This window comes from Sulfitobacter sp. 1A13353, assembly GCF_043557255.1.
Lineage (GTDB): Bacteria > Pseudomonadota > Alphaproteobacteria > Rhodobacterales > Rhodobacteraceae > Sulfitobacter > Sulfitobacter faviae.
Window position 1 is genome coordinate 39,366 of record NZ_JBIFFS010000004.1, and the last position, 13,696, is coordinate 53,061.

19 protein-coding genes are annotated in these 13,696 nt (G+C 56.1%); 8 read left to right on the forward strand and 11 right to left on the reverse strand.

Annotation, left to right across the window (positions count from 1 at the left end; all coding sequences use genetic code 11):
* Positions 1-125 precede the first annotated feature (125 nt).
* Together ACGYLO_RS10705 and ACGYLO_RS10710 are read left to right on the forward strand one after the other, a co-directional pair.
* Positions 126-659, forward strand: a complete 534-nt coding sequence (locus tag ACGYLO_RS10705) for an NYN domain-containing protein (RefSeq protein WP_273055492.1) — start codon at positions 126-128, stop codon at positions 657-659.
* A gap of 144 nt (positions 660-803) precedes the next feature.
* The gene (locus ACGYLO_RS10710; RefSeq protein ID WP_394376455.1) at positions 804-1,262 is read left to right on the forward strand and encodes a hypothetical protein; all 459 of its coding nucleotides are present in this window, start codon (positions 804-806) and stop codon (positions 1,260-1,262) included.
* 63 nt (positions 1,263-1,325) lie between these two features.
* Here the strand turns inward: ACGYLO_RS10710 and ACGYLO_RS10715 are convergent, their stop codons facing one another.
* Positions 1,326-1,976, reverse strand: a complete 651-nt coding sequence (locus ACGYLO_RS10715; RefSeq protein WP_273055498.1) for a hypothetical protein — start codon at positions 1,974-1,976, stop codon at positions 1,326-1,328.
* Positions 1,977-2,023: 47 nt separating this feature from the next.
* Complete coding sequence (locus ACGYLO_RS10720) at positions 2,024-2,422, reverse strand: hypothetical protein (protein WP_273055500.1); 399 nt, start codon at positions 2,420-2,422, stop codon at positions 2,024-2,026.
* 162 nt (positions 2,423-2,584) lie between these two features.
* Here ACGYLO_RS10720 and ACGYLO_RS10725 point away from each other — a divergent pair, with 162 nt between their 5' ends.
* Positions 2,585-2,971 carry a hypothetical protein gene (locus ACGYLO_RS10725; protein ID WP_273055502.1) on the forward strand — a complete coding sequence of 129 codons (387 nt, stop codon included), beginning with the start codon at positions 2,585-2,587 and terminating at the stop codon, positions 2,969-2,971.
* Between the two features lie 12 nt (positions 2,972-2,983).
* Here the strand turns inward: ACGYLO_RS10725 and ACGYLO_RS10730 are convergent, their stop codons facing one another.
* A complete protein-coding gene (locus tag ACGYLO_RS10730; RefSeq protein WP_394376456.1) occupies positions 2,984-3,325 on the reverse strand; it encodes a hypothetical protein in 342 nt (113 codons plus the stop codon).
* Positions 3,326-3,429: 104 nt separating this feature from the next.
* The gene (locus ACGYLO_RS10735) at positions 3,430-4,383 is read right to left on the reverse strand and encodes a sigma-70 family RNA polymerase sigma factor (protein WP_394376457.1); all 954 of its coding nucleotides are present in this window, start codon (positions 4,381-4,383) and stop codon (positions 3,430-3,432) included.
* A gap of 787 nt (positions 4,384-5,170) precedes the next feature.
* On the opposite strand from ACGYLO_RS10735, the gene ACGYLO_RS10740 reads away from it, so the two are divergent.
* Positions 5,171-5,518, forward strand: a complete 348-nt coding sequence (locus ACGYLO_RS10740) for a hypothetical protein (RefSeq protein ID WP_273055507.1) — start codon at positions 5,171-5,173, stop codon at positions 5,516-5,518.
* Positions 5,519-5,572: 54 nt separating this feature from the next.
* On the opposite strand, the gene ACGYLO_RS10745 is transcribed toward ACGYLO_RS10740, so the two are convergent.
* Together ACGYLO_RS10745 and tnpA are read right to left on the reverse strand one after the other, a co-directional pair.
* Entirely contained in the window at positions 5,573-6,163 is a 591-nt protein-coding gene (locus tag ACGYLO_RS10745; protein ID WP_394376458.1) for a thioredoxin domain-containing protein, read from the reverse strand.
* Positions 6,164-6,450: 287 nt separating this feature from the next.
* On the reverse strand, positions 6,451-6,849 hold the full coding sequence (tnpA, locus tag ACGYLO_RS10750) for an IS200/IS605 family transposase (protein WP_394376459.1): 399 nt from the start codon (positions 6,847-6,849) through the stop codon (positions 6,451-6,453).
* On the opposite strand from tnpA, the gene ACGYLO_RS10755 reads away from it, so the two are divergent.
* Together ACGYLO_RS10755 and ACGYLO_RS10760 are read left to right on the forward strand one after the other, a co-directional pair.
* Positions 6,826-8,214: an RNA-guided endonuclease InsQ/TnpB family protein gene (locus ACGYLO_RS10755; RefSeq protein WP_394376460.1), complete on the forward strand. Its 1,389-nt coding sequence runs from the start codon at positions 6,826-6,828 to the stop codon at positions 8,212-8,214. The two genes, tnpA and ACGYLO_RS10755, sit on opposite strands and share 24 nt — an antisense overlap.
* 23 nt (positions 8,215-8,237) lie before the next feature.
* Positions 8,238-9,386 carry a hypothetical protein gene (locus ACGYLO_RS10760; RefSeq protein WP_394376461.1) on the forward strand — a complete coding sequence of 383 codons (1,149 nt, stop codon included), beginning with the start codon at positions 8,238-8,240 and terminating at the stop codon, positions 9,384-9,386.
* 263 nt (positions 9,387-9,649) lie between these two features.
* Here ACGYLO_RS10760 and ACGYLO_RS10765 read toward each other — a convergent pair whose 3' ends face one another.
* The 5 genes from ACGYLO_RS10765 to ACGYLO_RS10785 all read right to left on the reverse strand — a co-directional run bounded on the left by ACGYLO_RS10765 (position 9,650) and on the right by ACGYLO_RS10785 (position 12,436).
* Complete coding sequence (locus tag ACGYLO_RS10765) at positions 9,650-9,826, reverse strand: hypothetical protein (RefSeq protein WP_394376462.1); 177 nt, start codon at positions 9,824-9,826, stop codon at positions 9,650-9,652.
* Entirely contained in the window at positions 9,827-10,315 is a 489-nt protein-coding gene (locus tag ACGYLO_RS10770; RefSeq protein WP_394376463.1) for a DUF192 domain-containing protein, read from the reverse strand.
* Between the two features lie 88 nt (positions 10,316-10,403).
* A complete protein-coding gene (locus tag ACGYLO_RS10775) occupies positions 10,404-11,024 on the reverse strand; it encodes a hypothetical protein (RefSeq protein WP_273055517.1) in 621 nt (206 codons plus the stop codon).
* Positions 10,996-11,805: a hypothetical protein gene (locus tag ACGYLO_RS10780; RefSeq protein WP_394376464.1), complete on the reverse strand. Its 810-nt coding sequence runs from the start codon at positions 11,803-11,805 to the stop codon at positions 10,996-10,998. The genes ACGYLO_RS10775 and ACGYLO_RS10780 overlap by 29 nt, the downstream gene beginning before the upstream one ends.
* Before the next feature lie 103 nt (positions 11,806-11,908).
* A complete protein-coding gene (locus ACGYLO_RS10785) occupies positions 11,909-12,436 on the reverse strand; it encodes a GIY-YIG nuclease family protein (RefSeq protein ID WP_394376465.1) in 528 nt (175 codons plus the stop codon).
* Positions 12,437-12,616: 180 nt separating this feature from the next.
* Here ACGYLO_RS10785 and ACGYLO_RS10790 point away from each other — a divergent pair, with 180 nt between their 5' ends.
* Together ACGYLO_RS10790 and ACGYLO_RS10795 are read left to right on the forward strand one after the other, a co-directional pair.
* The gene (locus ACGYLO_RS10790; protein ID WP_394376466.1) at positions 12,617-13,387 is read left to right on the forward strand and encodes a hypothetical protein; all 771 of its coding nucleotides are present in this window, start codon (positions 12,617-12,619) and stop codon (positions 13,385-13,387) included.
* Positions 13,384-13,656, forward strand: coding sequence for a helix-turn-helix transcriptional regulator (locus ACGYLO_RS10795; RefSeq protein WP_273055525.1), 273 nt, complete (start codon positions 13,384-13,386; stop codon positions 13,654-13,656). The genes ACGYLO_RS10790 and ACGYLO_RS10795 overlap by 4 nt, the downstream gene beginning before the upstream one ends.
* The last annotated feature ends 40 nt before the right edge of the window (positions 13,657-13,696 follow it).

The window sequence follows — 13,696 nt, forward strand, 5'->3', positions numbered from 1 at the left end:
GATGCTGATATTGCGCGGTATGTCTGTTGGCCGTTTGCGAATAAGAAAATCGGTTTACTATAATCAGAAGTGTCTCATATCTGTTGGGGCGAGCAGTTTTTAGAGTCCGGGAAGGTCCATTACGTATGTTCTACCAAAATGAGCGGATCGCTTTGATCATCGACGGTGTCAATCTCCACGGCATGGCACGTGCCCTCGGCTTTGAGATCGACTACCACAAGCTGCGCAAGTATTTCGAAGCCAAAGGCAAGCTCGTTCGGGCATCCTATTTCACGACCACGCTGGAGAATGAAGAGTTCTCATCATTGCGCGGTCTGATCGACTGGCTGAGCTACAATGGCTACAAGGTCCACGAGAAGCAAGCGCGTGAGTTCACCGACAGCGCCGGCAACCGCAAGATCAAGGGCACAATGAACGTCGAGATGGCGGTAGAGAGCTATGAGCTTGCCAGGCATATCGACCACTTGATCCTGTTCACCGGTGATGGCGAAATGCGCGCATTAATCGAGGCTGTGCAGCGCCGCGGCGTACGGGTCACTGTGGTGTCCAGTCTGAAGACTTCGCCGCCAATGGTTTCTGATGATCTGCGGCGCCAGGCAGACAGCTTCGTTGATTTTGCCGACCTTAAGGAAGCAGTTGAGCGGCCGCGGCGGCAGTAAGCTCTGCCGGTCACCTCAATGCCGGGATAAATATTACATAAGAAGGATTATGCGACACAACACTTCGGTTTCGGGAGTTTTGGCCAATATGCTCTTTACAACCTTCCTAAAGGCGGTTTCGATGACCCCCATGGAGGGATTGCGATGAATGAAGCAAGCGCGGATGAGGATGCCGTTTCAAAGAATCTGCCATGGCATTTTGGCCCGGCCTACACAGATGCACAGCTTGAGGAATATTACCGTCAAAAACCCTTCTACAATCAGATGATCACGCTGCTTAATGAATACGAATACACCAAAGCAGTAGTTGACCGGGACACAGATCGGCTGATGGAGATTTCAAAGATCTATGTCGACAAGTGGCTGGAGTTCGACCCGGTCTACCCCGGCCTGAGCAACTTCTTTCAGGCCGACTATTGGTTCAATCGGCTGACCGGCGGCCTGGTGCGTCATAAACGGTTTGATGAAGCGAAACACTATCTCGATATCTACTTCGGCAGAGAATGGGACAAGCTGTATTTCGCGAGCAAAAAATCAGTCAATGCGACCATGCGTAAGCGTCATGCGCGTGTCACGGCGCTCGTAAACAGATCAAAGGGATAGAGCCACGCCCGTCGCCCATACGAGGGTACCGGCTGCGCCCCATAGAGGCGCAGCCGCAGTGTTTTACGCCACCAGATTGATGTTCAGGCAGAGCAAGAAGGACGCGGCCACCATAGCGGCCAGCTGGCGCTCTTCCGAAAGCTCGTTCCAGCGCTCGACGGTCAGCTTCTTTTTGCCCACCGCTTCACGCATCTTGTCGATGTGCTCCTGGCGCATCTTCTTGGCTTCCTTCTCGGCCGGCATGTCGGGGATCTTGCGCGCCGCTGCGTCGACCATGTCGCCGGGCACCTGCAGATGCAGATCCTGGTAGCGGAAAAAGCGCAGATCATCCATGGTGCCTTCGCGCATCATCTTCTTGGTCTCTTCGCATTTCACATAGGCCGCGCGCACCATCACATGTGCCAGCGCCATGGCCTCTTCTTCGGTCTTCGGCTTGCCAGGCGCGCCAAGCACGTTGGGAATCCCGCGGGGCAAATCTTTGAAGGTCAGAACCACAACCCAGCCACCGATGGTCTTTTTCTGGACGATGATGCTGTCGATGTGCTTGGACTTCATCCAGTAGTAGGTTTCCATGATCGCCTGTGCGTCGGCCAGCTCTTTGGTGTCAGCGCCGAGTGTACCGGCCAGCAATTCGCGGGCTTCTTTCTTGGCGCGCTTTTCCAGTTTTTTAAGGGTTTTGCGGCCTTCGTAGTAATGGGCAGTCGTAAGTTGCATAGTGATGCTCTTCTTTCTTTTGTTGTGGGTCGTTTTTTGTTTTGGGATCAGCGTGCGTCTTCGAGCATCGCCTCAGGGTTCTCGAACAAAGCCTCGAAGTCGGCCTTCCCCGCATTGCGTGCCTGGGCAGCCAGAACACCGATCTGACGGGCAGATTTGTCTGCATAAGGAGCTGCGGTTTCATGCCAGGGCACCAGGTCCCAGGACGAGACCGCAAAGCTGGTCATGATGGCTTCCTTCAGGCGCGGGCTGCGCTCCGCACGCTGCATCACCACGGCAATCAACTGGTGGCTGTCATGGTGATCGAAGCAGGCATCGAAGCGCTCGCCCCATGAGCCCCTTTTGAGGGCTTTGGCGACGTAATCGACGCGTGCCTGGAATGAGACGGCCTTCTCTCCGGCCGTCTTCTTGCGCGGCGTTGGCCTGGCTGTTTTAGTCTTGCTCATTCGTTTGCTCCGCAGTTCGTTTTTCGCAATAAGGTAAACTTAGGCGCCCTATTCCCGCTGCGATAGCCCCCAGAGCCGGACAGACGTCCGAGAATTGTGGATATAGTTGTTTTTGCGGGTCCATGTTAAGCTGTTTTTCGCAACAACCAAAAGGAACACTCCATGGCCAAGAAGCCTGAAATGAAGATCGAAGACATGATAGACCGGCTCAGGTCTGGCGAAGTTTCCCCGGGCTCGCGCGAAGGCAGCGATATGATCCGCAAGATTGCCCTCTCTAGCCCGAGGGACCTCACGACACGGCTGTTTCACCTCTCCAATGCGTCGCTCGAAAAGGCGATGAAAACAGCTGGCATGAAAGAGGACCAGATCGAAGAGATCCTCGGCACCGACGTCAAGGGCGACATTGACGATGTTCAGCAGGAGGACCCCTTGGATCCCTTTGCGAAACACACAGAATTGGCACCGGAGCCTGATCTGGAAGTCGAACATAGCCCCTACGAGTATGATCCCGGCGAAGAGATGCGTAACGGTCCGCGTCCGCCACGCTAAGGTTGGGCCCGTCTATACCAAGGCGGGCTCTTCACCAAGCTCTTCGACACCAAGGCCGGTCATACGTTCAATGAAGCGGAGCTGGTCATCCAGAAGTTCATAGACCAGAACTTCGACCTGCTCGGCGTCCATCTGAACACCATCTTCGTCAAAGACCAGGATTTCATCCACCCTATAGGCTGGCGCGCAGATAGTTGCGGCCAGCGGGTTGCCGTCGAGATCATAGTCGAGGTGAAATTCAACCTTATCCTCTGACCCGTAGATGTCCCGATCCCTATTGCCCGAGACCTCATTGCCTGTGAAAACATAGGCTTCTTGGCGCAGCTTGGCTTCGGTAGTTTTTGCCCTGTTCATGTTCAGCGCGCCTTTTCTGAATCTTCGGCGTACATAGCGCCATTTTCGCAAAGGTAAGCGCAAACTGTTTCCTGCGCTTACTGGTGAAGTCCCGTTTTTCGCAATTATGCGTCAACGGTAAGGAAATTCATACCCTTGATGCCCATGATTTCGAGCTTCTTGCGCAGCTTTTTCACGGCATTGGCCTCCAGCTGACGCACGCGCTCCCGCGTGCGGCCGAATTCCTGGCTCAGCACCTCGAGGGTCAAAGGCTCCAGCGCCATGGTGCGGGCCTGAATAATCCTGATCTCGCGCTCATTGAGGGTGCTCATGGCTTCGGCGATGGCGTTGACCGCAAAGCTGCTGGCGTCCTCGGAGATGACGATGTCCTCCGGCGTAGGGTTGCTGCAAGGCAGAACGTCGACGAACTCCAGGGTCTCGCCCCTTTCGTTTGCATTGGGAAGTGGCGCATTCAGCGATGCGCTGGTTGGCATCGCAGATTTGATGTCTTTGAGCTTAGCAACATCCATGCCCATCATCCGCGCTGTCTCTTCGTCGATCTGCTGCTGGGTCGGCGACATGCCGGCAGTCCGCAGCTTCATCTCAACGCGCCTTTCGATGTTCGAGAGGGTGAAGAAGGCTGTGCGGTTGACCGAGGAGGACTTCAAACGCACCGCGGAGTTATCCCTCATCACGGCATCCTGAATTGCGGATTTGACCCACCAGACAGCATAGGTGGCAAAGCGGTACCCGGAGTTGGGGTCATATTTATCAGCGGCCTTCATAAGGCCGATGGATGCCTCTTGCATGAGATCATTGACCGATCCGGAGGTGCGTTTCATCTTGCATGCCAACTTGCTGGCCAAGCGGAGGTGCGAATCGATAAGGCGATTTCGCGATTTTTCGCAACCATGCTCCCGCCAAGCCGTCGCCAGTTCGATTTCCAGTTCCCTGTTCAGGTATTCACGCCTCATGGAAGATGCCGAAAGGTTAAGCTCACGAACGGGGGCTGCCTCCGGGGTCGCGCGGGCTGTTGTGTGAACTTGGGTGGTGGCTTCGGTGAGTGTGATCGTGGACATCTGAGACTCCTGAGGGAAAACTTCTTAGGCTTTCTGTCAAAGATGTAAATCATGTGCAATCCCTATTTTTCGCAAATCGTAATTTTGATGGAACTTTCTGCACTTTGTCCGGGTTTATGTCGTTCGGCCTTCATCAATATTGAATTTTCCCTGCAATTTCAACGATGTAACGCTGTAACGGCTTTGTTACACGTTAAGTAACGCTCGTAAGTACATGAAAAGACGTAGATATATCTCTATTTCTATCTATGTAACAAAATATAAATAAAAGTATACATACACGAAGAACCTCACGTAGGTCATCACATGCGCTCTAATATTAAGACACATCTGGGCGTAATGCGTTACACTTGCTAAGTCATTGATATTTATATATATGTTTGTAACAGACCCCGAAAATCGGTCGAATTCCGCGCATCTCTGAAAAATTGATCAATGATTTCAAGGCCTTCTGTGTTACAGCCTGCGTTACAGGGCGCATTGCTCCTCCTGAAGCGTTCGAAATATGCATATCGGCAGGTCCAGGTTGGCTATGAAAGCCATTGAGAGGTCCTCTGAAGCCGATCTGGCTCGGTTCAGCGCTGGCCACCCGCAATACGCCCTATCGATGCGCAGGAGCCTCTTCTGTGATCCCTAGACCCCGACGTGCGGGGCCTTTGTGGTTCCCGCCGCTATGTTCGATTAAACTGTGGTTAATTTATAGGGTTCACGACGGTAGCTCTTGGCGATTTGCGAAAAAGACTATAATGTGCTTAAATGTCGTGCCAACTGAGGACGGGTCATCTTTATGAGCGCAAGCACCACCGCGAAGATATTCGAGTTTCCAGGACGTGCATCTGCGCGCCCTTTGGCTGCATCGCATCAGGATATCGAGTTTGAGCAAGAGCCCTGCCCTATGATGGATGACGGTATGCTGGCCTTGGATGCCTATCCGTTCGAGATAGACGAGGTAGACCCTCTTCTGATCGTCGAAGGTCGGAACTCTGATTTCATGGAAGGTCCGGTACAATCGCGCATGACGCTCATAGAGAACGCAGCGCATGGCTCTGTTGCCCGCCGCTTCCGCCTCAAGGATCTACACCCCATGGATGTTGCGATCATCGCAGGCTTTCTTGTCATTGTGGCAATGATCTAAAGACCCCCACTGCCGGATCGAATGCCGCCCTACCCCATGCAGGACGGCTTTTCCTTACATGGCTGAGACAATGCTTTCATAGTCCCACGCGGAGATGCGTTTGCCATCAACGAAGACTGTCGGTGTGGCGTTCACGCCGTCACGCGCGAGATTAGTCTCCTGCCAGGCCACCAGGGCTTCAGCTTTGTCTGCATCAGAGAAAGCCTCTTCGAGGGCCTCCTCCTGCATCCCGGCGATCTTCCCGATCTTGCGAAGGTTCCGGGCAATCTCAGCCGGATCACCCGAAAGCCAGTCGCGCTGGCGCTCATAAAGCAGGTCGGACACGGCAAAGAAGCGATTGGCGCCGGCGGCGCGCGCCATCAGTGATGCCCAGATGCCAGGACGATCAAAGTAGACCTCGCGGAAAATGAACTTGGCCTGACCCGTTTCGATCTGCTCAGCAACCAGCCGCGGTTTGACCGTCGCCTGAAACCTTGCGCAATGCGAGCAGGTGAAGGAAGCGTACTCGATGATCTCCACCGGTGCGGCTGGGTCGCCCAGGATCATGTCCGGGATCTCGACCACGCTGTCGGAAGCGCGCGGCAGAGCGGCCTCCCCAGCGTCAGGTTTGCGGCCCATCGCTGCGAGGCCGGTGCCGGCCGTCATGCCAATGCCGGCAAGTGAGGTCATGTGAAGGAAGTAACGTCGTTGCATATTGTCTCCGAATAATTGTTTTTCGCACCGCTCGATGCTGTTGGGGTATTCCTGAAGGTTAGGGTTGCTTGTCTGATATCTGTCTCAGGTACGCCTCTTACAAGAAGAGATCCCCCTTACGGATAAAGTGCCGATCATAAACTTGGGGATTTGCGCGATGCGCGCGTATCCTTTAAGTCACCCAACCCCCCCCCGGGAAGCCCCGTCTGTTCACGGCGGGGAGGGATGGGGGCGATTTGTCATGGGGCTGATCTTTGATTGGCCACATAATTCCGCACGATCTCGATCGGTGCGCCCCCGCAGCTGGCTGCGAAATAGGACGGGGACCACAAACCCTTGGCGGCATGGGCCTTCAGGTCAGGCCGATCCCTCAAAAGGATCCGGGACCCGACCCCTTTCATGGAGTTGATGAGGCGCGACAGCGCCACGGTCGGGGGGTATTCCACCAGAAGGTGGACATGGTCTTTCTCGCCATCGCATTCCACCAGCACCGCGCCGAAACCTTCGGCGACGGAAGTGAAGGTGCCGCGCAAGCGCGCCAACGCATCATCGTCGAGCATTCCGGGGCGGTACTTTGTTACAAAGACCAAATGCACATGCAGTGATGTAACTACATGTCGTCCCGTGTGATATTCCATCTTGCGCTTCCTCAGACCAAACCTTACCTTTGGTATATGGAAGTGATTAGAGCCCATGTCTATACCCTGCGCCCGACGCCAGAGCAGAAAATGCTCCTGGCGCAGACGGCAGGTGTGGTGCGTCTCGTTTACAACCTCGCCCTCGAACAGCGGCGGATCTGGAGCGGCAAGCGATATGCAGGCGGCGCCCGCCGCAGCTTTGGCGCCAAAGGGTCGTCGCGCGAGCTCAGCGAACTGCGCGCCGCCTATGACTGGGTCGGTGCCGTCAGCCAGACCGCACAGAACCAGGCGTTGATGGATCTCGATCGCGCTATTGCGAATTTCTTCGAAGGCCGCGCGTCTTACCCTACACCGCGACGAAAAGGCGTAAACGACGCCTTTCGACAGGCGGGCCGCGAGATCTCGGTGCGGCAACTCAATGCAAAATGGTCCGAGGTCAGGATTCCCAAGATCGGATGGATCCGTTACCGCGACACCCGGCCCTTGCGACGCGGTGAAGGGGGCGCAGTCGATATCCGCAACGCCACCCTGCGCCGCGGCGCCGGTGGCGGCTGGGAGGTCTCGATCTCACACCGCTGGGACATTCCCGAAGACGATATCCCTACGGGTGCTGTCGGTGTCGACCGCGGTGTCGCAGTGCCCTTTGCGATGTCGGACGGCACTCAGGTATCGCTGCCGGCGACCATGGCAACGCGCGAGACAGCTCTGCGTCGTGCGCAGCGCAAAATGTCGCGCAAGCGACGGGGTTCGCGACGTTACGCGAAAGCCCGGGCCCGCGTCGCGCGACTGAAGTCGAGCAACGCCAGAGCGCGCAAGCATTTGGCACATGTTACCTCCCGCTCCTTGGTGCGGGACTATGGCTTGATTGCGATTGAGGATCTTCGAACGAAGAACATGGTCGCAAGCGCCCGTGGCACACTGGCAGAGCCAGGTCGGAATGTGGCACAGAAGCGCGGCCTCAACCGGGCCATCCTGAACGTAGGTTGGCACCAGTTCGAGACGATGCTTGGGTACAAGCTGGAGGAGACCGGTGGCGTGCTGGTCAAGGTTCCTGCCGCATACTCGAGCCAGGAATGCGCCGCCTGCGGGCATGTAGACAAGGAGAACCGCAAGAGCCAAGCGGTCTTCGTCTGCATCGCCTGCGGCGCGGCGGACAATGCCGATACCAATGCGGCAAAGGTGATCCGCGACCGCGCCCTCCGGGGCGAGACGGCGGGAAAACGGCGGTGGAACACACCGTTGCTGGACGTGGAGGGGACCGCAATAGCGCCCGTAGAAGCGTCAACTCCCTGCGCAGGCAAGGGGCTCAATGCCCCATTGCATGCGTCGGAAATCCACCTCTCTTCAGGGGGTGGAAGATGTTAAAACCGAATATCAAGGAGCATTCCATGGAAGCGAAATCCGTAGCCCTTCGGCTTAAGGCCGGCAGCAGCGACAAGGCCTATACCGCAGAACTTAAGCAGGAAGGCACCGGCTGGGTCGTCCACTGCGCCAATGGACGTTATGGGGGCACTCTGAAGCCCCAGATCAAGACCCCAGATCCGGTCGACTATGAAACGGCCGACAAGATCTACACAAAGATCGTCAATGAAAAGACACGTAAGGGCTATACTGCAGGTGGCGATGGTGTGGCCTTTGCTGGCACCGAGAATGCAGGCCGCGTCACCGGCTTTCAGCCCCAGCTTTTGAATCCGACCACGGAGGAAGAGTTGCTCGAGGTGATCGCGCGCGAACCGGGCCAGTGGGTTGCACAGGTCAAGTTCGATGGCGAACGCCGCGGTCTGAACGTCGTCGATGGCAAGATCACCACGGCCAACAAGCTGGGCCTCGAAGTGCCTGTCCGCGGTGAGTTTGCTCAGGCGGTCGAGGCTTTGGTCGCTGCAGGCCTCAAAGACTTCGCGATCGACTGTGAGGATATGGGCAAATATCTGGTGCCCTTCGACGTGCTTTCGATCGATGGCACGGATCTGGCCAACCAGCCGCTCAAGGCGCGTCTTCATCAGCTCAATGTCTTCAGCAACCTCTGCGCCAAGGCGGATGTCGACGATACCCTGCGCTGTGCCGATACCTGGGTTATCGATAATGTCGCGCTCGCCAAAGAACTGATCGCGCGTCACCGTGAGAAAAAGGCTGAAGGTCTCGTATTCAAGCGGTTGGATGCGCCCTATGTTGCTGGCAAACCCAACTCCGGCGGCGACCAGGTGAAGCTGAAGTTCTACAATGACATCACGGCTCGGGTGTCCGGTCACACCACTGGCAAACGCTCGGTCTCGATGGAGCTGCTGCAGGATGGCGACTGGACGGAAGTGGGCAAGGTGACGGTGCCCGCCAACAAGAAGATCCCCGAGATCGGTGCTCTGATCGATGTGCAGTATCTCTATGCTTATGAGGGTGGCTCGCTGTTCCAGCCCACCTTCCGCGGCGTCCGTACGGACTACCTCGAAGAGGACTGCACCACCGACAAGCTCTGCTACAAGCCGGACGATGAATATATGCCGAGCATGGAGGCCGTTGAGGACGATCAGCCGAGCCTCTAAGCCACGGCAATGAACTGTGAGGGGCGTTCTGCGCCCCTCCTGTCATCAAGCCAACCAGGAGCTTCTATGCAATACGTAGATCGCCTCAGAAATGCTTTGTCGGATTGGCGCTCTGGACTTCACAAGACATGTACTCGGCGGGCGACGACAATGCACGTATGCGGTGCCTGCGGCGTAACCTGGTGGACCACATTTGCCGATCGGAATGAGCTGCGACGGCCGAGCTGGTGCTGTTCGAGCGAAGCGCATCCCGAGATTAAGTCTCAGTCCCTGGCGCCTTCAAGGTTCTGAGCATCTTCCCGACCGGTGCCGGGATCTTTGGCGATGACATTCATCAGCCCCTTGTGGCGGAAAAAGGCCCCACCGCCATGTGCCGAGGATGCAGTGACACCCTTGGCAGTTTGCTTCGCCCCAGTGAATGGATCTTTTGTCTCAGACATCTACTCTGCTCCTTTAGTATTTTTCGCACAGCCCGTACCCATGGCTAAGTTCACCACCCTGTCCCCGACAGAGAGGTCGAGTGCCTCGCTAAGGCCGCCATTGATCTCCAGAACGTAGCGCACATCACCATCACTACGGATCGAGGTTGTGTCATGTGGGATGGCGTTCTCATGGATAGAGGACACATATCCCGCCTCATCAATGAAGAGCATGTCGAGGGGGATTAATGTGTTCTTCATCCAGAAGGAGACCTCGCCTGTATGGGGGAAGATAAAGAGCATCCCGGCGTCGGCTGGCATGTCGTCGACCATCATCAACCCGCGAGACAACGTGTCTGGCGTATCAGCAAGGGCGACCTCGAAGCTGACGGCATCGCCGCCCCCTGCCCCTTCGATCGAAAGCAGATTGGGGTCGCATGACGGCGGCACTGCCGCGGCGCTCCCTGTCAGGGCCAGAATGACACCTGAGATAAATACTGGCGTAAACAATGCTTAATCCTCGCTTAATGGAATTTCATGCTTCCCAGTTATTCGCAAAGTATAGAGGAAGATACGCCCAACTGGCAATTAGCGCGTCTCAGAGGCCGGCGCTGGTCTCCAGCTCCATTTGCGCCGCTGGCTGGGTTGCGGGTTCCTCAGTGGCAAAGGGGTCGTCGACGTTCTGCCAGCTGTAATAATGGCCAATCTCTCGGTTCTCAAACTCCCTGAATACATTTGTTTTCTCATGGAATTTGTATTCAGTGGTGGCGAGTTCATGGTAGGGCTCGTAGATAATCTCGGCGATGCTCTGCAGCGCATCGAGCTGGGCGGCGGCTTCGCGGCGGAAGTCATCCGATTGTGGCTCCCCTGCTGCCAGCCGCTCGATATCAAAGCCAGGCGTGTCTTCGAAATATCCCGCGATGGCCGCCTTGTTCTGTATGTTGGTGTCCAGACGCCGCTTGCCAAAGTCGCTTCTGCGTCGAATGAAACCCACAGGCATCCCATGGGTGATCTTATCGATCAATGTGTCGCCCTTGGCCTCTTTCAGGACACCCGATTTCGCGAACTTGTTGCCAAGCGCCTTCAAGAGCGCGGCATCCACACTGTCGAAACCATGTGTTTCCAGAACCTTGTCGATGCGCCGCGCAGCAGCGTGAAGCTTCCCGCGGAACGCTTGGACATTGGCATCTTCAAAGGGTGAGTTCAGCGTCATTGTCATGGGACAGTACCTCGTTTTTCTCATAAGGATTTTCAACGACCTGCATTTTTCTCGGCTTCTTCCCGCCGGTCGGCTCCAGCACCCGGTCCAGATGCATCTCGATCAAAGGCGCGATGGCCGGGTCGCGGTAGGGCATATTTTCGCAGACCCAGGTCATGCAACTCATGAAGGAGGCGCGCGCCTGGCTCGGCAACATGCAGGCCACCTCTACTCCCAAGCGCTCAAGTTCAGGATCGCTTTCCCAGGTCACATTCAGCCCTGCACTAAGTGCCGGCTCTTCTATGATGCTGAGACGCTCATCGATGCGGATCCTGACATCGATCTCCTTAATCTCTTTCTTGGTGATGAGGGTGTTTTCAGCCGTCAAACCAAAAGCGTCCTGGATCACAAACTGCGCCCGATCCTCCATGATCTTATAGTCTGGCAGCATCTTCTTAATCGGTGTTGGGATGTCGCCGTAGAAAGCCTCGGAGGCATCATGCAGCAGGATGGCGAGTGCATCTTCCACATGGCGAACGCGGCCGTTCTCAATTGCCCACCAAGTCATGGCTGTGGCGTGTTCAGCCACCGAATAGAGCTCGACGTCATGTTTGAGCTGACCGCCATAGCGGCAGGTGCGCGCCATGCCCCAGGCCAGATCGTCAATGAAGACATCCCGCGGATGCGGGTTCAGGATCGACCACATACCGCCAAGGGATGTGGCAACCCAATCACCGCGATCCGTTACAGGAAGCAGTGTGACTGGATCATATTTCGCATCATTGAACAGGTTGTGTTTCATAAGGCCACCATAGCAAGACGTTGTGAAAATCCCGCCATGTACTCACGCGCAACGATGTAGCGCATCTGAGAGACACTTTGGCTTTTTCGCACTTGGCGGTGAGCTACACGCCCGAGGCTATATAATCAATGGCAAGCGACAGAACGGCCGATCCCGCAGCCCTCGCCTGTTCAGGAAAAAGAGCTGCGTAAAAGACCGTGCCAGTCAGGGAGGCATAAATTGCTGTCTTGGTCCGCCGGAAAGGCGCTGGCTTGCGCTTGCGGCGCGAGTGTCGCCTGCCTTTACGAACAGATCTGGCATCAATCATCTTCAAAGCGGAGCGGATATCTTCAGGGCGAGCCTCGAACCATTCGTTATGGACGTTGCGCACACCCATGCCGCGCAGAATGCGATGCACATCCTTGTCGCTGAAAGTCTTGCCGTTCCGTTTGACAGCCTGAGCTGTCAAAAGCAGCGTGTAGGGGTCCTTCTCTGGGGACGAAGCGCCGATCTGCTCGCGAATGCGCACATGCGGATCCCGTCGTGTATAGCCAACCTTGATGAGCCCCCTGCCCCGGCGCCGCCCGGTCCAGCGGGTGTCACGGTAGGCGGGGGTCGTATAGGCGTAGATGCTTCCCTTTTGCTGGCTCATATCCCTGAAGTTTTTCGATGATCATAGCGGAGGGTAATGCAGTCCAATGCGAAAAACATGGTCGCTATAGATAATAATGTGGAAAACTCCACCGCCACGCAGTCACATGTATACCAAATGAGTTGACATAAGGGTGGTTAGCTATCAGGTTAACACCAACGCGAAAAACACAGGGATACATTGAAAATGACCGAATCTCAGAAACAGAAAACAATTGTCACCCTTCTTCTGGACCGTTCGGCCTCCATGATGCAGATCCGCGATACAACCATCGCCGGAGTCAATGCCTGGATCGAAGAGCTGCGGAAGACGAAAGATAACATGCTCTTCAGCTTGATTCAGTTTGACTACTTTGCCGATCAAGAGCAGACAACCAAATCTGAGCACGCACCGACCGGTGCCGTGGCCGCCTCCGCCTATATCGGCGGTGCCTTCGGCAATGCCGGTTTCGCTGGCGCGTCTAGCTACAAGATGCAACTTGAGAAGACCTACATGGCCACCCCAATTGGCGAGGTGAAGGATCTGGACCGAGAAGCCTACACCCCGCGCGGCGGCACACCCCTGATCGATGCAGCTTTCACGACCATCCGGGCGATCGAGCAGAGCATTCAGGGGCGCGATGACATTAAGATCGTTCTGGCGATCCAGACTGATGGGGAAGAGCGAGACTCCAAAGAGAATACCTGGGCCGGCCTCAAGGCGCTCGTCGCAGAGAAGGAAGCGTCTGGCTGGGAGATCCTCTTTATGGGGGTTGGCATGGATGCTTATGCGGAAGCCGCAAAGATGGGCGTATCACGCAGCAAGACGCTGGCCTATGGCGGCGACGCCGTTGCCACACGGGCGGCTTTTGCCTCCACGGCTGGAAAGACCGTGGCCTTCTCATCAGGGGCCGCAGCGTCGATGGACTATACCGATGCCGAGAAGCTGGCCGCCGGAGATACCCAGTCATGAGCGACAAGGCGGATGACGCCAAAGCCTTTGGTGAAACTTTGGGGAAATACCTTGATCAATACGGCAAGAGTCGGTCGGCGGTGGCCAGCGAGATGGGGATCACTCGGTCCTACATCTCGCAGCTGACCACTGGCGCAAAAACCGTGAGCGCGGAGAAGGTCGACAGCCTCGCGGATACCATCGGGATCACGGAGGAAGAGCGTGTCGATCTGCACCGCGCGGCCGCCAAAAGCGCTGGATTTCGGATCGATCTTCCGGAGGGATTCTGATTCCAAGGCGGATGTCGGCGTAAAATAACGTTAACCACAA